This window comes from Marinobacter suaedae (genome assembly GCF_030519635.1).
GTDB classification, from domain to species: Bacteria; Pseudomonadota; Gammaproteobacteria; order Pseudomonadales; family Oleiphilaceae; genus Marinobacter; species Marinobacter suaedae.
This window is the reverse complement of the sequence record NZ_JAUMIS010000002.1, coordinates 88,179-109,586: the sequence shown is the minus strand read 5'-3', so window position 1 is coordinate 109,586 and position 21,408 is coordinate 88,179. Positions and strand designations below refer to the sequence as shown.

The following is a 21,408-nucleotide window of genomic DNA, read 5'->3' as shown; positions in this document are numbered from 1 at the left end:
TCTACCACAAACGCCCTCCAGCGGGGCGATTGTCGGCAACTCTCAGTCAAACACCACGGTCTTGTTTTCGTAGGTGATGACGCGATCCTCGATATGGGACCGAAGACCACGGGCCAGCACGTTCTTTTCGACATCCTTGCCGAGGCGAACCATGTCCTCAATGGAGTCACTGTGAGTGACACGTATGACGTCCTGCTCAATGATCGGACCTTCATCCAGGTCCTGAGTCACGTAGTGGCAGGTCGCACCAATCAGCTTTACCCCGCGGCTGTATGCCTGATGATAGGGACGGGCCCCAGCAAACGATGGCAGGAAGCTATGGTGAATGTTGATCACCTTACCGGCGTATTTCTCGCACAACTCGGCCGGCAGGATCTGCATGTAGCGGGCCAGAACAACCACATCCACGTCGTACTGCTGGAACAGCCCCTCAATGTGGGCAAATGCCTCATCCTTGTTTTCCGCGCTCACCGGGACATGGTGATAGGGTATCTCGTGCCACTCCACCATCCGGCGCAGATCATCATGATTTGAAACCACCGCCACGATCTGGGCATTGATTTCCTTGCTGTGCCAGCGGTGCAGGAGATCCGCCACACAGTGGGATTCCTTGCTGCACATGAGAATGACTTTCTTCGGCTGAGCCGAATCCGCAATGTGCCACTCCATATCGAATTCGCGGGCAATCGGCTCGAAAGCGGCCCGGAACTGATCAAGCCCGAACGGAATGGAACTGGCCTTGATCTCATGCCGCATGAAGAACCGGCCGGCCTGGGTATCGGAGTGATGACTGGCTTCGGTAATCCAGCCGTTGTAGGTCGACAGGAAGTTACTCACCTTGGCAACAATGCCGACCCGATCCGGGCAGGAAATCACAAGACGGTAGGTATGCTCCATGAACCCCTTTCCTTAACTAAACTTCAGGCAAGCAGGTGCGCCGATCAAATCTTGACCGGACCACGCCAAATGGCCGGACGCACCTATGAAAATGACCGGCTATCATAGCCTATCTAAACGCCAGAAACGAGGAAGAGAATCATGGACGAACGGCGACACCGGACTGCCACGAAAACGCCAGAAACTGGCCCTTACCTCAGGCAACTTTTGATTGGACTGGTGCTGACGCTTAGTGCCTCTCCGGCGGTCCACGCCGAAGCCATTTTCACCGGGGATCGCTTCATCCCCGCAGTAGGCACTCAAGGCATGGTAGCCACCAGTCACACTGTCGCCACCGAAGTCGCGCTCAAGGTGCTTCAGGATGGCGGCAATGCCGTTGACGCCGCCGTGACCGCAGGATTTGCCCTCGCCGTGACGCAACCCCGCTCCGGCAATATTGGCGGGGGCGGCTTCATGCTGATCGCCAAGGGCGATGGCAGCCCACCGGAAGCTATTGATTACCGGGAAACAGCCCCTGCTGCAGCCACCGAAACCATGTTCCAGGATGAACATGGGGAGGCGGTACCCGAACTCAGTCGTTTCTCCCATCTGGCGGTGGGCGTTCCCGGCACTGTCGCAGGGCTCGCGCTGGCCCTCGAGCGCCATGGCACCATCTCGCTCAAGCAAGCACTGGCACCGGCCCTCGACCTGGCCCGCAATGGTTTCGTGGTGCCACGGCGATTCACCACCGGGCTGGACGAGGCACGGCCCCGGCTGGAGAAATGGCCCGCCAGCGTGAAGGCTTTCTATAAACGGAATGGTGACACCTATCAGCCCGGCGAGATATTCCGCCAGCCTGACCTGGTGCAAACCCTGCAGCGAATCGCCGGAGAGGGTGTAGCCGGCTTCTATGAGGGCAAAACCGCCCAGTTAATTGCCAATGAAATGAAACGCCATGGCGGCCTGATCACCAAAGAGGACCTGAAAGCCTACAAACCCGTCGTTCGCACCCCCGCTCATGGCACCTATCGGGGCTACGACATTTACTCCATGTCGCCCCCGTCCTCTGGCGGAACCCACATCGTCCAGATCCTGAACATCCTTGAAGGGCTGCCGATCAAGGAGGCTGGTCACAATTCCGCTGACACCATCCACTGGATGGCCGAAGCCATGAAACTGGCCTACGCAGACCGCTCCCAGTTCCTCGGCGACACCGACTTCGTTGAGGTTCCCCTTGGTGGACTGACCAGCAAGGCCTATGCAGAGTCCCTGCGTGCCGGCATTTCAAAAGATAAGGCCCGCCCCGCCAGCGAGATAAAGTCCGGGGAGCCGGCAAGCTATGAAAGCCCGGAGACCACCCATTTTTCGGTGGTCGACCGATGGGGCAATGCGGTCTCAAACACCTACACCATCAACTTCAGTTATGGCTCAGGCATCACTGTTCAGGGCGCAGGTTTCCTGCTGAATAACGAGATGGACGATTTCAGCGCCAAACCCGGGGTGCCCAATGCCTACGGTTTGATTGGTGGTGAGGCAAACAAGGTCGAACCGGGCAAGCGCATGCTCAGCTCCATGTCCCCCACCATTGTCCAGAAGGATGGCAAGACCTTTCTGGTCACCGGCAGCCCCGGAGGTTCCAGGATCATCACCACCACCCTGCAGGTGATCATGAATGTGATTGACCACGGCATGAACATCCAGACTGCGGTTAATTCACCCCGCATCCATCACCAGTGGTTGCCTGACCAGATCCGCATTGAACAGGGCATCAGCCCGGACACCGTCCGGCTGCTGGAATCCCGGGGCCACAAGGTGATCGAAGATTCGGCGATGGGGGCAATCCAGAGTATCATGATCGGAGAGGATGGCACCCTGTATGGCGCGGCGGATCCGCGGCGCAGCACCTCCTCGGCCATGGGCTACTGACAGGGTGTCGGACATTTTGCAGACGTTTTAAGGAAGCACGCCTATGTACCTGTCTGTGCAGCTGAGCTGCTACCCACTTAAGGACGATTACAAACAACCGATCTGGGACCTGATTGCCCGACTGGAGCAAACCGGGCTGGAAGTGTATCCGGGACGCATGAGCACAGAAATCTTCGGCGAGTATGATGAAGTCATGGCGGTTCTCTCCGACACCATGAAGTGGTCGTTCGAGACCTATGGCAAATCAGTGTTCGTGGCCAAAATCATGGAGGGAGACCGGAGGCCCCGATGACCCAACCCAGCCAGCCAGACCCGCGCAAGCCAGAGGATTCCCCCTCCGAACCTACGCTGCCCAAGCAGTACTCCTTCCTTTGGCTCAGCGCCCTGCTCTTCCTGCTGGTTATGTGGATGCAGGAAGACCGGCAACCCCGAGACGCAGAGCTCGCCTACTCGGACTTCAAAACCGCAGTAGCCGACGGCCAGGTCGCCGAAGTCACTCTTCATGAAGAGCAGATTCGTGGACAATTCACCGATCTGGGCGCCAGCCGCTTTGATTCAGGCAACGCGTCCGGTGAATCCACCAGGGGCTTTCAGACCATACGTCCCCCCATGGAAGATCCCGAGCTGCTGGAGTTGCTGGAACAACAAGAGGTCACCATACGCGCTACGCCGTCCGGCCTGCCCTGGTGGCAACAGCTGCTCCAGGCCTTCCTGCCCTGGTTGCTGTTCCTGGCGTTGATGTTCTGGCTTTGGGGCAACGCCCAGAAACGGATCGGGCAAGGAACCGGAGTCTTTGATTTCAGCAAATCCCGGGCACGCCTGGCGCGCAAGGAAACCTCCACCACCACGCTCGATGACGTGGCCGGCATTGAATCCGCCAAGCGGGACATCACCGAGATCATCGACTTCCTCAGGGCGCCGGAAAAATACCGGGCCGTAGGCGCCGACATGCCCAAAGGCGTGTTGCTGGTAGGACCTCCTGGTACCGGCAAGACACTCCTTGCAAGGGCTATTGCGGGCGAAGCAGAGGTACCTTTTTTCAGCATCAGCGCCTCGGAATTCATTGAAATGTTTGTAGGTGTTGGCGCCGCCCGTGTCCGGGATATGTTTCAGGAAGCACGCAAAGAAGCCCCCTCATTGATTTTTATCGATGAACTGGACGCAGTGGGTCGCTCACGAGGAACCGGGCTGGGTGGTGGACACGACGAACGGGAACAGACCCTGAACCAGATCCTGACCGAAATGGATGGTTTTGAGCCCCATGAAAACATACTGGTTCTGGCTGCCACCAACCGACCCGACGTGCTGGACTCTGCTCTGCTTCGTCCGGGCCGGTTCGATCGGACGATCACCCTGGACCGACCACATAAGGATGCCCGCGAAGCCATTCTGAAAGTCCACGTCCGCAAGGTACCCCTGGCCGACGATGTAAACCTCGAAGCCCTGGCCGCGCGAACCATCGGGCTGTCCGGTGCCGACCTTAAAAATCTGGTGAACGAAGCCGCGTTGACTGCCGCCCGTGAAAACCGCCAGCAGGTGGATGCCCATTGTTTTGAGGTAGCCCGGGACCGCATCGTGCTGGGGCAGGAACGGGACTCACAGCTGTCCCCCGAAGAACGCAAAGCCGTCGCCTACCATGAATGCGGCCACGCGCTGATTGCCTACTACGCGCCCAAGGCCGACCCGCTGACACGCATTACCATTATTCCCCACGGCATGGCCATGGGGGTGACCGAACAAACCCCCAAAGAAGACCGCTACACCTACACCGAGAGTTATCTGAGGGACCGAATCAAAGTCATGCTTGGAGGTCGGGCCGCCGAAAAGCTGGTCTACGGGGAAGTCAGCACCGGCGCTCAAAACGACCTGAAGGAAGCCACCCACCTGTTGCGCAAGATGATCGGTCAATGGGGCATGAGCGAAAAGCTTGGGCCCCTTGGCCTTAGCATCGGTGAGGAGCACGTATTCCTGGGGCGGGAAATGGGCTTACCACGGGAATACAGTGAGAAGATGGCCGAACAAATCGATACGGAGATCCAGTCACAGCTTCAGGCTTTGGAAAAAGAAGCGATTGACTGTCTGACCAGCCACCAAGACCAGCTGGACGCTCTCGCAAAAGCGGTACTAGAAAAAGAAACCCTCGACGGCGAAGCGATCGACGCGATTCTGGGCGGGCAAGCCACGACCAGCGTTCGCGCCCATCCCGCCCGGAGTTCTGGTTAGGCAGACATCTCACGTTTGATGACTGCGCACACTCGCCTCAGGAGTGCCCAAGAACAGCGGCCAGCTTGTCCTGGGTTTTGGTTTCGAAGTCACTGGCGTCATGGCGCTCGTGTAGTTGCTCTTCCGGGTCTCCCCAGGTTCGGTTCACCATTCGTCCCCGCTGGACGGCTGGCCTGAGAGCAATCTGATCCGCCCATCGGCAGACGTTCTCGTAGGTGTGCACCTGCAAAAACTCCGCTGCGCCATACAACGCCCCGCGGACCAGAATCCCATACCAGGGCCAGATCGCCATGTCTGCAATGGTATATTCATCACCAGCCACAAACGGCTGCTCAGCCAGTTGCTTGTCCAGAACGTCCAACTGACGCTTCACTTCCATGGTGAACCGGTCAATCGGGTACTCCAGTTTTTCAGGCGCGTAGTTGTAAAAGTGCCCGAAACCACCCCCCAGAATGGGACCACTGCCCATCTGCCAGAACAACCAGTTCATGGCTTCTGTCCGGCGGGCCCGATCGGCTGGCAGGAAGGCGTCAAACTTTTCGGCCAGGTACAGCAGGATGGAGCCCGACTCAAAGACACGAACCGGCGGATTCTCACTGCGGTCCACCAAGGCGGGAATCTTCGAGTTGGGATTCACGCCTACGAAGCCACTGCCAAACTGATCGCCTTCCGTAATCCTTATTGGATAGGCGTCGTACTCTGCGCCCTTGATGCCCAGCGCCAGTAACTCCTCCAGCATGACGGTAACTTTCACGCCATTCGGGGTCGCCAGTGAATACAATTGCAGAGGATGCTCGCCAACAGGCAATTCCTTTTCATGAGTGGCCCCGGCAACCGGCCGGTTGATCTTCGCAAACTCACCCCCGCTTTCTTTCTCCCAGGTCCAGACTCTGGGCGGGGTATAGCTGGGTTGCTCGCTCATTAATTCGCTCCCTTCTTCTGGCGATACGTTGGTCAGAAGGTATTGGCAATTCTCGCCAATGGTACGCGGCCACACGCGGTTAAGACCAATCACCCACGCTTCAATCTCGTGTTTGAAATCCACTGCTATAGTTAGTCCGAGCGCTTTAACAAAACGTAACAAACTTGCTCGCTCCGTCCCGCCCAAGGGACCCACTGTAGACAAGGGAGTTCACTATGAAGCAGCACTACCGATCAGGGCGGATCCTGTTTGTTGTTTCCCTCTCCGCCACCCTTCTGGCCTGTGCAGGACCAGGGCCGAAACCCGACAGCGAACTGAAAATTGCAGAGTCATCCGTTCAACAGGCAGAAGCAGCCGATGCCCGGCAGTACGACCCCGTCCTACTCAATCAAGCGCAGAACAAAGTGGCCGATGCCCGTAACCTGATTGAACGAGAGGAATACGAGCAGGCCCGACTGCTGTTAGAGGAAGCTACCGTGGACGCCCAGCTAGCTGCCGCTCGCTCAGAGGCGGAAAAAGCCCAGTCGGCCATGGATGAAATCAACAAGAACATCGAGTCCCTGCAAAACCAGCTCGAAACGGAATCCCAATAGAGGCGAAGCAAGGAGATCAAAAGAATGAATCGACTACTTTCCATTGTGATCGCGCTTGGGCTGGCAACCTTGTTCGCAGGCTGTTCGAGCACCCCCCCGTATAACCAGACACTCGATGAAGCTAGGTCCGCCTATCTTGCCATTGAGCAGGATCCCGACGTTGCTCGAAGTGGCGCAGCCCAGTTACGCAGCTCCAAAACACAGCTGGAAAAAGCTGAGATGTTGCTTGAAGAAGATGCGGACATAGAAGAGATTGAACATGCTTCCTATCTCGCTCTGAGGCACGCCGAAATCGCCCAACAACAAGGATTACGCGCCGCCTTGGAGGAAGATGTCAGCGAGGCCGAAGAACGGCGCAATCAGATCATGCTAAACATGAAGACTCAGGAAGCAGCCGATCTACGCGCCCAGATGGCCGCCATGCAAGCGGAGCAGACAGAGCGCGGCATGGTGCTGACCTTGGGCGATGTGCTGTTTGACGTGGGCAAGGCAGACCTCAAACCCTCTGCCCAGAGAACCATCGACCAGCTTGCCGGCTTCATGAAGCAGTATGAGGAACGCAGGGTGCGCATTGAGGGTTATACCGACAGTACCGGCGACGAGGCCTTCAACCAGCGCCTTTCTGAACGCAGGGCCATGTCGGTCTACGAGGCACTGCTGAGTGAAGGCATCTCCAGCAGCCGAATCGAAGTCGAGGGCTACGGTGAGGCCTACCCGAAGGCCAGTAACGACACCAGTTCAGGCCGTCAACAGAATCGGCGGGTAGAGGTGGTTATCTCTGACCAGAACGGGGTGATCAAGGGCCGCTGACGGAGACAGGAAACATCGGTGCCTTCGCTCAATGAAGGCACCGATGAATCTGCTCCCCAAAGGCCAAACAGGGCTACTGCGTCCCCTCGCCCCCCAGGTTCCCGATGAAACCGACAGGCGCTACCCGAAGCTTTCCCCTTCTGCTACTCACGCTGTTGCTCGTCAGTTTTTCAGAAGCAAACCATGCGGCACTGAGATGCGGCACCTCTCTGGTCAGCGAGGACGCCTGGCCCTACGAGGTGGAAAAGCTGTGCGGCAAACCGGATTACGTGGCCATCTACCCGACCGCCGCCGTACCTGGTCTTGGCGTGGTTCAGACCGAAGAGCACTGGTATTACAATCCCGGCCCCCAACGGTTCATCCGCAAACTGACGTTTCGAAATGGCAAACTGACCCGCATCGACAACCTTGGTTATGGGTTCCACACTCCCTCGAAGGCCCGCTGCAGTCCAAGCACCCTGAGACACACCACCAACGAATACGAACTGGTCGCCCGATGCGGTGAACCGGCCTCCAAACGGGTTGAGTGGGCCCTGCCCACCCAGCGCAAACGCACCGAAACATGGCAGGTTCTGCAACCGGTCTATGTGCAGCACTGGCTCTACGATTTCTCGAGCAACCAGTTCCCACAGGTCGTCACGCTTGAGAATGGCCTCGTCGTCGACGTTGAGTCCCGGCCCGAGTAATGGCTTGGGCAGTGAAGCAAGTGCTCTATCTGATCAAGAGGAAAACCAGGTAAGAACCACCCGCTCCGATCTACAAAGCAGTCTGTGCTTTTTATCGACGGTTTCACCAGTGAGCCCTGTCAGCTTCCTATACATCGATCTCCGACCCCAAAAAGATAAATCGCTAAATTTAAAGTGTGATCTACATCACGGCATAAAGAGTGCAGTAGCCAAAGAACAATTCCTATAACCTAAAGGGATCTTAGTTATGCGCGTTGCTACCTTGATTGCCGCCTCGGTTTTCAGCAGTTTTTGCTGGAGTGCGCCCATCACCTATCTGTTCTCGGGAGTCACCACCAACATCGTCATCAACACGGGAGATTATGATCCCTCTGCCCCTTTGGTTGGGGATGACAGTTCCCTGATCACGAGTGGTGACGTCACTATGAACGGACAGATTGTCTTTGACCCAGAACTTTTCCGAAGCGGTGCTGGCGGGGAAGGATTGGGGGAAGTCCTGTCCTGGGAATTCAACACCCAGGGCCTTAACTACGCCGGCGCTGGTGGTGCTTTCCATTACCTGGACTTCAGTGACAATGCCCTTTCCTATCTGGACGAGGTTCCAACGGGCGGTTTCGGGCCAGATGTAGTCACTCTGGATTTCGAATTTTCCGGCACACCGTTCTCCCTCGGTCCCGCTGATTTTCCGATCGCCGACTTCCTGGGGGGCACTTTTTCCACCGCCATTGACCTGGCGTCAGTAAGCGATGAAGTCGTTCTTTACGGTCTCGAAGGTGAAATTACCGACATTCAGGTCGCTCCGGGGCCAACTCGAGACCTCGTCTCTGTCTCAGGCCCATCCAGCCTTTACCTGATGCTGATCGGGCTGCTTGCACTCAGCGGTTGGTGTGCCCGGCAATCACGCCGGGCGAATTGAGACGACGAAACCGGGTAGGTCGGGAAGGCGGCATTCCTGACCTGCCGTACCCGGTTCGCTCTATTCAGGGAGCGGGCCGGAACCAGACCTAGCGCTGCTTGTCGGGCAGGGAATGCACAAAGTCCAGGCAACGGTCGAGCCAGACAGACAAGTCTACATCTTCGGCGACACCCTCTGCCCGCACATACAGCAGCCCCTTCATGGGCCGGCCGGTGAAGTCCATTTCGCTGGCGTAAGGTTTACGGAGGCACGCTTTGTACTGTTCCGGCCCCACGCGGGCCATCAGGGTGTCTCCAAGAATGCCGCAGCACATGTGGCCAGACACCATGAAACAGAGCCCGCCGAACATCTTCTTCTCAGCCAACTCTGCCTTGCCGTTCAGCATGTCCCTGACTCGTTCCGCCAGGCCTTCGTCGTACGCCATGGGTTGGGTCTCGCAATTGCATCCAGTTGGAAAAGGCCACCCCGGGCGGGGCGACCTGCAGATTAGTCTAGCTCTCCACGGCGGTTCGCACACCGGAACCCTTAACAGCTTTTGATTTCGAGCGAACAGTGGGCAGTAGTTTGGGCACACTTGCCTGGTACTCTTTGTAAGTGCCCCCGAACTCCTCGACCAGGTCTTTTTCTTCAAGCCGGGTTCCGAACAGGATGTACAACGTCATCAGCAGCGCGAAGTACGCATGGCCGAGGGTCATGGTCGGACTCGCCCACACCAGAATCAATACACCAGTCATCATGGGATGGCGAACCAGTTTATAGAGGAATGGTGTGACAAACCGGGGCACGAGCGCGTGTTGCCCGTCTTCCTTAAGGTTGGCAAAGGCTTGCTTGAGACCGAACAGTGACCAGTGGTCAATCAGGAAGGTGGAGAGAAACAGAATGCCCCAACCCAGGCCATACAGGGCGTACAGGCCCACTTTTGCGGCCGGTGTTTCGACCTGCCACAGCATTCCACCCATGGGTTGCCAGGCCAACATGATCACGATCAACGTGATACCGGATGCAAGCACATAAACACTCCGTTCAACATGGACCGGGACGGAACGGGTCAGCCAGGTCTTGAACCCTTTTCGGGCCATAACGCTGTGTTGCAGTGCAAACAGACCGATCAGCAACGCATTGCTTAGCCAGGGCAGAAAGAACTGGGTTCCCGTGTCGATGGAGAACAGCGGGCAGGCATTCACCAGGAACGCCATAAGCCCCAGTATCGCGGCCATGCCGACGCTATAACTGAACACTGAGAACACGATTGCGATGATTTTTTTCATGGTTGTATCCCCCGAATTAGATCTTGTTGTCCACTGGGTTATGCCGCGTCGACACAGACAGGGTCTGGCACTGAGTGGGTTGAGATGAAATCAGAAACTGCCTGGAACGTTGGAGCACGATGAGTCAGGGGCAGAAGATGCCCCGCTCCGGGAACGATGGTTTGCCGGGTGACGGCAACGCGGCTGACCAGATCATCGATCACGTCATGGACAATTGGTTTGGTACGCTCACCCTTGATCAGATGAACCGGCATAGTCAGTGACGCCATGTCCCGGGCACTGTAATCGGGCAGCATCAATTCGCTGAACTCATGAAAGATCTTCTTCATGCAGGCGATTTGCTCTGGCTGAACGGGAACTGCCGACTCAAACTGATCATCCAGCCCCTGCCAGAATCCAAAGAACTGCTTGGCGGCCGAGGAGCAGGCGCCAGAACGCATATACTGGGTAATAGCATCACCGATCGAACAAAACTCCCGAAAGGATGCCGAGTGGCCATCTGGTTTGTTCAGAACACGGATGGCAGCCGGATCGATCAGGGTCAGGGTCTTTACCTGCCAGGGAACCCGGATCGCGGCCTGAAGGGCCTTGCCGCCCCCATAGGAGTGGCCAACCAGGTGGCAGGGTTGATCAAGCCCTTCCAGAATCTGCGTGACCATCCGCAAATCAGGGTTGTCATCGCCACGCCATGGAGTGAAAGGCACGGAACGTCCATAGCCGGCAAAGTCAGGTGTGATGAACCGATGCTGAGTGAGATAGTGCTCCATGCCCTTCCATTGGCGATGGTCACCGCCGCTGCAGTGCAGCATGACCACGGGCTCGCCCTCTGCGGTTTCGTGGTAATGGAACAGCTGTTGGTTAATAGTAAGGGTATGTTCAGAAGACATGATGGGCTCCTCCGGAGGCTGGTTTCTGGTGAACTGCACGATCAGTATCTTCAGGGGCGTGGCAGAAACGTGGCAGCCAGGAAGGGCTCAGAAAAAAATCAATAAGGACGATGATGGGTCAGAAAAACAGCATCTGGCAGCTCAACGTATTGGGCGCACCATCCCTGCAACAGGGCTCGGAGGTCGTGCGCCTCAAGCGCAAGAAATCACTGGCTTTACTCTGTTATCTCACGCTGTCCAACCGGATGTGTTCCCGCGATACCCTCGCCTGCCTGTTCTGGCCGGATCAGGATGACCAGAATTCACGGATGAACCTGCGCAGTGTGGTGTCCGACCTCAATAGAGTACTCGGGCACAATTGGGCCCAACTGAATGGAGACAGTCTGGGCATCCACGAGCAGTTTCCCCTGATCACCGATTTATCTGCGATGGAAATGGCGTTGGCCGAACCGGTACTGCCGGATCTGGACAAAAAGACTCTTGACCACTGGCAGGCCCAATTCATGGAAGGTTTCTATCTGGCCGGGTGCGACACCTTTGACGAATGGCTTTACATTCAGCGGGAAAGCACATCCCGAACCTTTCACGCCCTGCTGGAACGGATGATTCGCCGTGCCGAATCTCACCAACAGTCTGAGCATCTCCAGCGGCTTTGCGAGCGGATGTTTGCGGTTGATCCTCTGTACGAGCACGCGTATGCCGCGCTGATTCGGCAAGCCTGGCTTGAAGACAAGGCGGAGCACGCGCTGTCGCTCTACCAGCGACTCGCCGACGTACTGGACGAAGAGCTCGGCATCCAGCCAGGTAAAGAACTGAGATCACTGGCCCAGAGCATTCGTAACGGGGAGCCTGCCCCGGCGCGGCAAACTTTCGAGGTTTCTGAACACGATGTGCAGATGTCTGACGTGGCCTACGCCAGAAATCAGAGCGTACACATCGCCTACAAGTCCATCAGCTCCGGCAAGCCTGCCCTGGTGGTGGTCTGGGGCTTTGTTTCCCATCTGGACCAGTTGACGGATCTGCCATCACTTGAAAGTCTGTTCTTGGCACTGAGCGAAGACTTCACCGTGATTCTGTTCGACAAGCGGGGCATGGGGTTGTCGGATCGCGTGGCCGAGCCGGCGTCGCTGGAAGATATGGCCGACGACATCATCCATGTCCTTGACCATGCCGGCGTGGCAACCGCTACGTTATTCGGATTCTCCGAAGGTGGCCCCACTGCGATTACCTGCGCCCACAGACACCCGGACAGGATCTCCCGCCTCATCCTTTACGGAACCTCACCAAAGTGGGTGAAATCTGAGGACTATCCTTACGCGATTCCCGATGAAGCCTATGATCGCTGGATCGAATTCCTCGAGAACAACTGGGGCAAAGCCAACAATCTGGAGCACTTTGCACCGACGGTGGGTGCCGATGAGCAGATGGTCCGGTGGTGGTCCAAGTGTATTCGTATGTCGGCAAGCCCGGGTTCCGTGCGCAGCGTCCTCGAGGCGGACCGGCATATCGATGTGAGGGACCTCCTGCCAGAGATCAAACAACCTACGCTGATCATTCAGAAGAACAAGGACCGGATGATGCGGATCGAGAACGGTCGGTATCTGGCCCGGCACCTTGAACAAGCCATCTACATGGAAATCGAAGGGCGGGATCACTGGTTCTGGGCGGATAATCGGCAGGCAGTGATTGAAGCCGTCAAAGAGTTTGGCCGGCGATACCCTGAATCCTAGCCGGCACATCGAGCCGGGTTACAGCCTGATCAGACTGCTCCCTCGAGAACACAAAAGAGCCCATCACGTTTTCGGCTCCCGGATGAATTGATTGAACGAAAGGTCGTGGGGATGGGTTCAGTCCTCATGGGAGGCCCGCTTTTCTGGCGTATTGAATGGAGTAGCCGCGGTAGCAAGCAGCCAAGGCGAGGCAAATAATGCCAGGCACGAGCAGCGCCTGGAAATAGAACTGGCCGAACAGGTACGCGCCAAAAAAACCGCCAATAACAAAGCCCGCGATAATCAGCGTGAACAGAATGGCCTTTCGTTTGTCGAACGCTTCGCCCCTCAGAACAGAGCCAAACATGACCCCCAAATCGGTGAAGATACCCGTGAGGTGGGTCGTGCGAACCACCGCCCCGCTGTACGTGGTGGCCAGGGCATTCTGGATACCGCAGGCCGCCGAAGCCGCATAGTGGCCATAAAACGACCCTTTCGATAACAGGTACAAAGCGACGAATATGAGCAGGGACTCCACCACCAGTGCCGTATCGTAATGCCGCCCCAGTTTTAACGTGGCACCGGGCAACAGGAATCCCGAAATGGCCGATCCTACGAAGAATGCGAACAACACACCGGCGAAATTAAGCGAGCTCTGAATGGGCCCATCCAGGAAGCTTGTTCCAAGCAGCGTGGCAGTACCGGAAAGATGGGACACCGACTGGTGATCAAACCCCAGAAGCCCGATGGCATTGATGCACCCAGCGACAAAAGCCAGAATAAACGCACCGTATTCAATCCATTTTGGGAGTTTTGATATCAACAGCCTGGCCCTGGTAATAAGTGTCGCTCTATTGGCGTAGTAGAACACACTTGGAAAACGAAGCGCATCAGCGACGTACTGCCCGGTACGATCCGCTAATCATCGGGTGAATTCCCGCATGTCGCTACCCCCATACTGATTCAAATGATAAAGAGTGAGCCCGGAGAACCAAACGACCCAAGGCGCCACGCCCCTCCCGCCAACTCATGCTCGCCAGACAGACTTTGACATGCTATCTTCCCCACCCCGTTTCATATTCTGAACACCCGTTAAGTATCTTATGGACAAAACAGCGCATTTCTGGGCATGGATGTTACTGTTCGTCAGTTTCGTCTGGGGCATTGAGTTTTCATTGGTGCACCAGGCGCTCGACAGCCTGACACCGCACCTGTTCAACGCAGTTCGCTTTTTTATCGCGGTCATCACCCTACAGCTGTGGTGTGCATGGCGAGGAACTCGCCTGACTTTGCTGGCCAATTCTGACACGCTGAAACATGGCGTTGTGTTAGGCGCCCTGCTCTATGCGGGCTTCGCAACTCAAAGCATCGGTCTGCAGTACACTACCGCCAGCAATGCCGGCTTTATCACTGGTTTGAACTGCGTGATGGTGCCGATTATTGCCGCCCTTTGGTTACGTCAGAAAATACGCTACTGGGTTTGGCTCGGTGTTGGCTCCGCAACGCTGGGTACTTTTTTTCTGACCGGTGGCGTCTCGGGGTTCGGAATCGGTGAGTTATGGGTCCTGGTTTGCGCCCTGTCTTTTGCGTTGCATATTGTCTACACCGGTATCTATACAAGGGAAAGCGATGCGCTGTCCCTGGCACAAATTCAACTTATTACCGTTACCGTACTCAGTGCCGGATCAGCCGTCGCCGTTGAGAGCCCAGCTCTGAGTGATGCAGCCAACACCCTCATTTTTGATCCGCACTGGCAGCCCTGGGTTGCCATCCTGATTGGCGGGGTTCTAGGAACCGGCCTAGCGTATGTGGCTCAAACCATCGGTCAAAAATTTCTTGAATCCTGGCGGGTCGCGCTCATCTTTACCACAGAGCCCCTCTTTGCTGCGGTCGGTGGCGTTCTGTTGTTAGGCGAATCCCTCAGTGCCCTGGCCTGGATAGGTGGGCTCTTTATCCTGGCAGGTATGCTGGTTGCCGAACTGATAGACAGCGGAGAATCAGACAAGGGTGATGGTAGTGGATCCTGTGAAGCCGTCGCTGGTCGGTGAAGGCCACGCCTTTCGTGGCCCTAACGCATTTTAGCGGCGCGTTAATCGCCCAGATATTCCCCCGGTTCCAATACCCAGCACCGCTCATTATGTTTATAGCCAAGGCGCCCATAATAAGCACTCGCTGCCGGGGCCGCGATCAGAATCAACTTGCATAACGGACCTAGCTGATCCTGTGTCAGTGACTGCAGACGCTTACCAATTCCCGACGCCTGGTAGTTCTTGTCGACGGCCAGATCCGATAGATAGCAGGCGTAGTGAAAATCCGTAACGCTTCGGGCGATGCCAACCAGTAAAGACCCATCCCACGCCGTCACGACCAGGTTGGAATTGCGAATCATCCCCTCCATGCAGGCTCGGTCATGGATTGGTCTCCGCTCTCCAAGAGTCGAGTTTTCCAGGAGCTCAATAAACTGGTCAGCAGTGATCGGTTCATTCACTTTGAATTGGATCGTCATAGTATCCTTGACTAATTAACGCTTGGGCCAAGCTGTCGATACCTCGTGCAACGTAGTACCGATCAGCTTAAGTGCCTGGTTATTTTTTTCATACTGCCCACGGGTTCGAGGGAATATCCTTTATGTTTTTTCAGCCAAATCCACCGGCAAACGGACTTTCTCAGAACCACTAATCTGACGCTTAATACAGACCATTAGCTGTATCGAGTCACCTCATTTAGCGGAGTTTTTCGACAATTGTCTTTGGGCTCCCCATTTGATTCCGCGATGGCCGTATTAACCGTCAAACGCCTCATCCGTCCGTGCCGCCATGATGAAGTCATTCTGATGCAGGCCACCAATGGAGTGCGTCCACCAGCTAACGGTAGCCTTGCCCCACCCCAGTTGGATATCCGGATGATGGTTTTCTTCTTCCGCCAGCGCCCCTACCCGGTTGATGAACGACAGTGCCTGGGCGAAATTCTTGAAATCGAACTCCTTGTAGAGTTTTTCATGCCCCTTCGCCTCGAGAATCTGCCATCCGGGCAGTTTTTCGTGCAACCGATGCTTTTCGCCTTCCGTGACTCTGGAAGCCGTCTTGCCACAGGCCACACAGGGTTGCCGGGCCAGGTCAGTCATAGCGTTATCCTCTTGGGTTAGCTGAATCCGCGCGTGTCTCGGGAACCCCCGCCAGCCGCAGCCCTTCCAGGTAGTGGGCAATCTGATTGCGCTCTTTCAGGTAGAAGAGTTTCTCTTTCGCAAACGCCACCGAAAATCCGGGGTGCTCAAGCAAAAGCTGGTCCCGGGCTCTGGCGGCATCGTCCAATCGCCCCATATGAGCCTGGGCTACGGCACGGTGGGCGGTGGTCCAGTACTGGCAGTTGGGGATGGTTGCAGCCCGTTCGGTCCATTCCACCGCAGTTTGGTAATCCCCTTTGAAGATCATGGCCAGGGCACCGTAGGTCAGGAAGGCCCACATCTGGGGGTCGTTGGGACTCAAAGCAATGGACTTGCGGAAGTTGTCCAGCGCTTCGTCGTATCGGGCTTCGTAGGCCAGCGAATCGCCAAGGCCGCAAAAGGCCGCGGCAAACGTGGGGTTGAGGTCAATGGCGATGCGGTTCTCGGCAATGGCGCCGTCGTATTCCCGGCGCGCCAGCAGAATCCGGGCCTTCAGGGCATGAAAGGTGGCGTTGTTTGGAACCAAGGAAACGGCCTGGTCGCAGGCCTTCAGGGCATCGTCCAGCAGTGCCTGGGTAGGCGAGGTGTCCCAGTACACCATTCCCAGGATGACCGCATAAGCCCACCAGGCAAAAGCTTCGCCAAAGTATGGGTCCAGCTCCTGACTCCTTTTGAGCAGTCGCTGCGCTTCTTTGTTGTCGTCGCCAGTAAACCGGAAGAAGTGATACACCCCCAGATGGTAACAATCCCACGCCTGAAGATTAGCCGGCCGGTTATGCACCAGCCGGTTGCGTTCGGCGTAGCCAATTTCAGGCTCCAGCCGTGCAGCGATGGTTTCGGTGATGTCGTCCTGAAGTTCGAAGATATCAGCAATCTGGCGGTTGTACCGGTCAGACCACAGGGTGTGGCCGCTGTGGCAGTCGGTCAGGTGAACGTTTACCCGCACCCGGTCTCCTGCCTTTTGCACGCTGCCCTCGACCGCGTAATCCACGTGCAGTTGCCTGCCCAATTCCTGCAGGTTGACAGCCTTGCCCTTATAGCCGAAGGATGTGTTCCGGGCGACAACATCCAGCCAGCGATGCTTGGACAGGTTGGAGATAATGTCGGTAGTGATCCCATCCGAGAAGTATTCCTGGTCCGGGCTGCTGGAGAGATTGCTGAATGGCAGCACCGCGACAGCGGGCTTGGCACTGTGGGACGCCGGCACAGACACCGTCGATGGGCCGGCGGGGTCGGACATGAGCGGCTCGGGAGGCACTTCATCGGGTCCGGCCTCTGGCCCGGGAGTTTCTTCCGCGTCGTCTACTTCCTCAACCGGCGCAACGAAGCGAAACCCCTTCTTATGGATGGTTTTAATGTAGCGCTGGGTGCGCCCGTCATCCTGTAGCAGCTTACGGGCGATCTTGATGCGGCTGCTGAGTGCGGCGTCGGAGACAATCCGTCCCCGCCATACCGTTTCGTTGATTTCTTCCTTGCTCACCATGCGATGCTGGTTCTGAACCAGCATCACCAGCAATTCAATCACTTGCGGTTCGGTCGCGAGCGCTAGCCCACCCTGACTCAGTTCAAAGCGGTCGGTGTCGAGTTCGTAGTCGTCAAACCGGTAGCGCATAAGCCAGGCCCAAGCATTCCCGTCTCTGCCAATGAGGTTATGGCAATCTCCACGTTTTCTCCAGATTTAAATCCGGTTACCGCCAAGCTTGGTGCGTAGCGCAGGCATAAGATGGTCAACGTCGCAAACACAACAGCGCACTTAGCCAACAACGGAGAACGATCATGACCACCCAACAAACTCAAATCGCCCCCAAGTACCTTGTGAACTGCCAGGACGGAGCCAACAATCTGGAGCGGGCCACCATTGCCTTCATTCTGGCCACCACGGCCTCCAAGACCCACGAAACCGCGATGTTCATCACCGCCGATGCCGCCGATCTGTTCGTCAGGGGCGCGATGGATGGTCTGGCTGCCGAAGGCCACGAGCCCATCGCCAACCTGGTGACCCAGTATCAGGGCAACAACGGTCAGATCTGGATCTGCCCCGTATGCCTGAAAACAAAAGGTATTGCCGAGCAGGATCTGATTGAGGGGGTCGAAGTGGCCGGTGCCCCCCGTACCATGGAGTACCTGGCCACGGGCGGAATGATGCTGGCTTGACTATTCTTGAGGGCAGCCGGCGTGGCCGCCCTCCGGAAACCTTGCCGATATCCCTATGTCCAATCCACGGGAGAGCCATCGCCATGAATATAGACCAGGCCGAGTGTGGCAACCTTTCTGAACTGTCCGCCTTATTGGGACAGCAGCTCGATGCCTACCTCAAGTTCGAGTCACCGGATGCCATGCGCCACCCGGAAACATGGCGCGGCGCTCTTGACCGGCCCTTACCGGAACAGGGTGTGGGTGCCGCCGGTGTGCTGTCGGAATTGAGCGAATGGGTCATCCCCAATGGTTCCCAGATTCCCCGCCCCGGCTGTACGTCATTCATCACCACCGGCGCCACCACCATGGGCGCACTAGCGACTCTGGCTGGCGCCATCGCATCACCCCAGCGCATGGGACTCACCGCCTTCAATCTGTTGGAAGAAGTGTCGCTGGACTGGATGGCCCGGATGTTTGACCTGCCGGCTGATATGAAGGGGGTCTACAGCAGCGGCGGCTCGGTGGCTAACCTGGTCGCATTGGGCGGGGCCCGCCAGGCGGCCTTTGAGGCCATTGGTATCGATCCTGCCCGGGATGGCGTGTCCCGCCCCTGCCGGATCTTTGCCTCCGCCGAATGTCATCATTCGGTTCAGCGGGCAGCAGCGGTGCTGGGGATGGGAAGGCAATCTGTCTGCAAGGTCGCGACAGACGATCAGGGCCGCATGCGACCAGACGCCCTGAAGCAACAGCTCCGGGAAGACCAGCAAAGCGACCGCCTCCCGGTGGCCGTGGTCGCCAATGCCGGCAGTACCAATCGTGGTGCCATCGACCCGCTACGGGTCATTGGTGACATCGCGAAGGCCCATGGGCTCTGGTTCCATGTGGACGGTGCCTACGGCCTGCCCGGCATTCTGGACCCCAGGGTCGCCCCGCTGTACGACGGTCTGGAACTGGCCGATTCGACGATAGTGGACCCTCACAAATGGTTAGGTGCCCCCGTTGGCATCGGCGCAACCTATGTGCGGGACCGGGAACTGCTGAACCGGGCCTTCACACAGGAAGCGGCCACGTATCTGGAGGGTTCCCTGATCGGAGAAGGCATTACCCACTCCATGGACAACCTGGGCATCCCCTACGCCGATATGGGCGTTGAGCTGTCGGCCCCGGCCCGCGGCACGGTGGTGTGGGCACTGATCCGGGAAATCGGTTTGGAAGGCATGCGCGAACGCATTTGCCGGCATAACGACATGGCCCGGCATGTCGCCGAACGCGTTCAAGCTCATCCGAACCTGGAGCTGGTGTCGGCGCCCACTCTCTCGATTATTGGATTTCGCTACATCGATGAAAACGAACCTGACCTTAACGAACTGAACCGAAAGATTCACCGCAGGATGGTGCAGCGGGGTAACGCCATTCCAAGCACCACCGTGGTCAACGGCATCCTGGCCATTCGCCCCTGCTTTGTGGGCGCTCGAACCACGATGAAAGAAGCTGACGAACTGGTGGACGAAGCACTATCAGCCGGTCAATATTTAACCACAACGACGAATGAAATCGCTGAACAACGATAAACGTCCGGGCACGCATCCAGACGAAGCAGCGAAGGAGAAACATCATGGGTACACGCTACAACAGCATTTTGGACACCATCGGGCACACTCCGGTGGTCAGGATCAACAACCTTGCGCCGGAAGGCGTCAACCTCTATGTGAAAGTTGAAGCCTTCAATCCGATGGGCTCGGTGAAGGATCGTTTGGCATTGGGTGTCATCGAAGACGCCGAGCGCCGGGGCGAACTCAAGCCCGGACAAACCATTGTGGAAGCCACCAGTGGCAACACCGGCATTGGCCTGGCTATGGTCTGCGCACAGAAGGGCTACCCCCTGGTAGTCACCATGGCGGAAAATTTCAGTGTGGAACGGCGCAAGCTGATGCGTTTTCTGGGCGCAAAAGTCGTGCTCACACCTGCGTCCCTGAAAGGATCCGGCATGGTATCCAAGGCGGAGGAACTGGCCAAAGAGCATGGCTGGTGGCAGCCCCGCCAGTTCGAAAACCCGGCCAATGCCGACACCCACGAACGCACCACAGCAGTGGAAATTCTGGAGGATTTCGCGGATGTCGGGCTGGATTACTGGGTCACTGGCTTCGGGACCGCTGGCACCCTGAACGGTGTATCCCGGGTTCTGAAACGCGAAAGCCCGAATACTCGAGTGGTGGTCTGCGAGCCAGACAACTCCGCCATCCTGGCCAGCGGCATTGCACAGCCCAGAGCCGCTGACGGCAATCACTCGGAAAGCCACCCCCTGTTTCGCCCGCACCTGATGCAAGGATGGTCACCAGACTTTGTGCCCAAACTGGCCGAAGAAGTCATGCAAGCCCATAACATTGACGAATTCCTGCCCATCGCCGGTAGCGACTCCCTTCAATGCGCCCGGGATCTTGCCTGCAAGGAAGGCATTTTCGTCGGTATTTCCTCTGGCGCCACCTTTGCCGGTGCGCTGCAGGTAGCCCGCAATGCACCGAAAGGCTCCAACATTCTCTGCATGCTGCCGGATACCGGCGAACGCTACCTGACCACACCATTGTTTGAGGATGTGGCCGTTGAGATGACCGATGAAGAAATGGCGTTGTCTCAGTCCACCCCAGGCTTCCGGTTCGACGTCAACACACCCCAGGCTCCGGAGCCCAAGGAAAAGCCGGTTGAGCTGGACCCAGAAGCGGTGGAGGAAGTGGAAGCCCTGATCAATGTCCCCAGCAGCCCCATCGTGATGTTCGCGCTGGAATGGTGTGAGTTCTGCTGGTCGGTGCGTAAAGTCTTCCAGAAATACGGGATTGAATATAAATCCGTGGACCTGGATTCCGTGGTGTATCAGGAGGGTAACCGGGGCGGCAAGATCCGGGCGGTACTCAAAGAGAAAACCGGCTGGGCCACACTGCCCCTGATCTTCATCAACGGAGAGTTTATTGGCGGCTGTACCGATATCTTCGACCAGCTCAAGGACGGATCCCTTCAACCCAAGCTGGAAACCCAGCACATCCCCTTCAACCCGGAGATCCAGGTGGACCCGTACACCATGCTCCCGGGCTGGCTGCACCCTCGTTAATGATCAGACAGGTAAAAAAGGGGCTCATTCGAGCCCCTTTTTTTGTGCACCCCCTTCAGACCAGGATTTCATAACCCCTAACAACACTCCGCCCGAAATCTCCCAATCATCACCCGATTTAAACCAGAGAACCGCCAAGTTCTCAAAGGCTCATCGTTTTAACCTGAAACTGTTCCAACTGATCGGACAC

General features: G+C 57.0%; 21 protein-coding genes. 12 read left to right on the top strand and 9 right to left on the bottom strand.

Going from position 1 to position 21,408, the window contains the following annotated elements; translation table 11 throughout:
- Positions 1-42: 42 nt before the first annotated feature.
- On the bottom strand, positions 43-897 hold the full coding sequence (gene purU / locus QVZ43_RS09335; RefSeq protein ID WP_223795467.1) for a formyltetrahydrofolate deformylase: 855 nt from the start codon (positions 895-897) through the stop codon (positions 43-45).
- 141 nt (positions 898-1,038) lie between these two features.
- Between purU and ggt the strand changes: the two genes are divergently transcribed.
- The 3 genes from ggt to ftsH are packed head-to-tail and all read left to right on the top strand — an operon-like array spanning position 1,039 to position 5,025.
- A complete protein-coding gene (gene ggt / locus QVZ43_RS09330; protein WP_302909723.1) occupies positions 1,039-2,802 on the top strand; it encodes a gamma-glutamyltransferase in 1,764 nt (587 codons plus the stop codon).
- 43 nt (positions 2,803-2,845) lie between these two features.
- Positions 2,846-3,094 carry a thiamine-binding protein gene (locus QVZ43_RS09325; RefSeq protein ID WP_302909722.1) on the top strand — a complete coding sequence of 83 codons (249 nt, stop codon included), beginning with the start codon at positions 2,846-2,848 and terminating at the stop codon, positions 3,092-3,094.
- Complete coding sequence (gene ftsH / locus QVZ43_RS09320) at positions 3,091-5,025, top strand: ATP-dependent zinc metalloprotease FtsH (RefSeq protein WP_223795464.1); 1,935 nt, start codon at positions 3,091-3,093, stop codon at positions 5,023-5,025. Before QVZ43_RS09325 ends, ftsH begins: the two co-directional genes overlap by 4 nt.
- Before the next feature lie 37 nt (positions 5,026-5,062).
- On the opposite strand, the gene yghU is transcribed toward ftsH, so the two are convergent.
- Complete coding sequence (gene yghU / locus QVZ43_RS09315; protein ID WP_302909721.1) at positions 5,063-5,947, bottom strand: glutathione-dependent disulfide-bond oxidoreductase; 885 nt, start codon at positions 5,945-5,947, stop codon at positions 5,063-5,065.
- 215 nt (positions 5,948-6,162) lie between these two features.
- Between yghU and QVZ43_RS09310 the strand changes: the two genes are divergently transcribed.
- The 4 genes from QVZ43_RS09310 to QVZ43_RS09295 all read left to right on the top strand — a co-directional run bounded on the left by QVZ43_RS09310 (position 6,163) and on the right by QVZ43_RS09295 (position 8,952).
- Positions 6,163-6,540 carry a DUF4398 domain-containing protein gene (locus tag QVZ43_RS09310; RefSeq protein WP_223795462.1) on the top strand — a complete coding sequence of 126 codons (378 nt, stop codon included), beginning with the start codon at positions 6,163-6,165 and terminating at the stop codon, positions 6,538-6,540.
- Positions 6,541-6,564: 24 nt separating this feature from the next.
- Positions 6,565-7,350, top strand: a complete 786-nt coding sequence (locus QVZ43_RS09305) for an OmpA family protein (RefSeq protein ID WP_223795461.1) — start codon at positions 6,565-6,567, stop codon at positions 7,348-7,350.
- A 104-nt stretch (positions 7,351-7,454) separates the two neighbouring features.
- A complete protein-coding gene (locus QVZ43_RS09300) occupies positions 7,455-8,036 on the top strand; it encodes a DUF2845 domain-containing protein (protein WP_223795460.1) in 582 nt (193 codons plus the stop codon).
- A 247-nt stretch (positions 8,037-8,283) separates the two neighbouring features.
- The gene (locus QVZ43_RS09295) at positions 8,284-8,952 is read left to right on the top strand and encodes a hypothetical protein (RefSeq protein ID WP_302909720.1); all 669 of its coding nucleotides are present in this window, start codon (positions 8,284-8,286) and stop codon (positions 8,950-8,952) included.
- Between the two features lie 88 nt (positions 8,953-9,040).
- On the opposite strand, the gene QVZ43_RS09290 is transcribed toward QVZ43_RS09295, so the two are convergent.
- The 3 genes from QVZ43_RS09290 to QVZ43_RS09280 all read right to left on the bottom strand — a co-directional run bounded on the left by QVZ43_RS09290 (position 9,041) and on the right by QVZ43_RS09280 (position 11,107).
- A complete protein-coding gene (locus tag QVZ43_RS09290) occupies positions 9,041-9,376 on the bottom strand; it encodes a TfoX/Sxy family protein (RefSeq protein WP_223795458.1) in 336 nt (111 codons plus the stop codon).
- A gap of 67 nt (positions 9,377-9,443) precedes the next feature.
- The gene (locus QVZ43_RS09285) at positions 9,444-10,220 is read right to left on the bottom strand and encodes a methyltransferase family protein (RefSeq protein ID WP_302909719.1); all 777 of its coding nucleotides are present in this window, start codon (positions 10,218-10,220) and stop codon (positions 9,444-9,446) included.
- A 38-nt stretch (positions 10,221-10,258) separates the two neighbouring features.
- Positions 10,259-11,107, bottom strand: coding sequence for an alpha/beta fold hydrolase (locus tag QVZ43_RS09280; RefSeq protein ID WP_223795456.1), 849 nt, complete (start codon positions 11,105-11,107; stop codon positions 10,259-10,261).
- A 113-nt stretch (positions 11,108-11,220) separates the two neighbouring features.
- Here QVZ43_RS09280 and QVZ43_RS09275 point away from each other — a divergent pair, with 113 nt between their 5' ends.
- Positions 11,221-12,837 (top strand): bifunctional AfsR/SARP family transcriptional regulator/alpha/beta hydrolase, encoded by a 1,617-nt coding sequence (locus QVZ43_RS09275; protein ID WP_302909718.1) that lies wholly within the window; start codon positions 11,221-11,223, stop codon positions 12,835-12,837.
- A 124-nt stretch (positions 12,838-12,961) separates the two neighbouring features.
- Here QVZ43_RS09275 and QVZ43_RS09270 read toward each other — a convergent pair whose 3' ends face one another.
- Positions 12,962-13,639 carry a YoaK family protein gene (locus QVZ43_RS09270; RefSeq protein WP_223795454.1) on the bottom strand — a complete coding sequence of 226 codons (678 nt, stop codon included), beginning with the start codon at positions 13,637-13,639 and terminating at the stop codon, positions 12,962-12,964.
- Positions 13,640-13,919: 280 nt separating this feature from the next.
- On the opposite strand from QVZ43_RS09270, the gene QVZ43_RS09265 reads away from it, so the two are divergent.
- Positions 13,920-14,864 carry a DMT family transporter gene (locus QVZ43_RS09265; protein WP_302909717.1) on the top strand — a complete coding sequence of 315 codons (945 nt, stop codon included), beginning with the start codon at positions 13,920-13,922 and terminating at the stop codon, positions 14,862-14,864.
- Between the two features lie 41 nt (positions 14,865-14,905).
- Here the strand turns inward: QVZ43_RS09265 and QVZ43_RS09260 are convergent, their stop codons facing one another.
- The 3 genes from QVZ43_RS09260 to QVZ43_RS09250 all read right to left on the bottom strand — a co-directional run bounded on the left by QVZ43_RS09260 (position 14,906) and on the right by QVZ43_RS09250 (position 17,591).
- Positions 14,906-15,322, bottom strand: coding sequence for a GNAT family N-acetyltransferase (locus tag QVZ43_RS09260; protein WP_302909716.1), 417 nt, complete (start codon positions 15,320-15,322; stop codon positions 14,906-14,908).
- A 276-nt stretch (positions 15,323-15,598) separates the two neighbouring features.
- Entirely contained in the window at positions 15,599-15,940 is a 342-nt protein-coding gene (locus QVZ43_RS09255; protein ID WP_302909715.1) for a 4a-hydroxytetrahydrobiopterin dehydratase, read from the bottom strand.
- Between the two features lie 4 nt (positions 15,941-15,944).
- Positions 15,945-17,591: a winged helix-turn-helix domain-containing tetratricopeptide repeat protein gene (locus QVZ43_RS09250; protein ID WP_302909714.1), complete on the bottom strand. Its 1,647-nt coding sequence runs from the start codon at positions 17,589-17,591 to the stop codon at positions 15,945-15,947.
- Between the two features lie 164 nt (positions 17,592-17,755).
- Here QVZ43_RS09250 and QVZ43_RS09245 point away from each other — a divergent pair, with 164 nt between their 5' ends.
- The 3 genes from QVZ43_RS09245 (at position 17,756) to cysK (ending at position 21,218) form a co-directional block, all read left to right on the top strand.
- Entirely contained in the window at positions 17,756-18,133 is a 378-nt protein-coding gene (locus tag QVZ43_RS09245; RefSeq protein WP_223795449.1) for a DsrE family protein, read from the top strand.
- A gap of 83 nt (positions 18,134-18,216) precedes the next feature.
- Positions 18,217-19,686, top strand: coding sequence for a pyridoxal phosphate-dependent decarboxylase family protein (locus tag QVZ43_RS09240; protein WP_302909713.1), 1,470 nt, complete (start codon positions 18,217-18,219; stop codon positions 19,684-19,686).
- 44 nt (positions 19,687-19,730) lie between these two features.
- Complete coding sequence (gene cysK / locus QVZ43_RS09235) at positions 19,731-21,218, top strand: cysteine synthase A (protein ID WP_302909712.1); 1,488 nt, start codon at positions 19,731-19,733, stop codon at positions 21,216-21,218.
- The last annotated feature ends 190 nt before the right edge of the window (positions 21,219-21,408 follow it).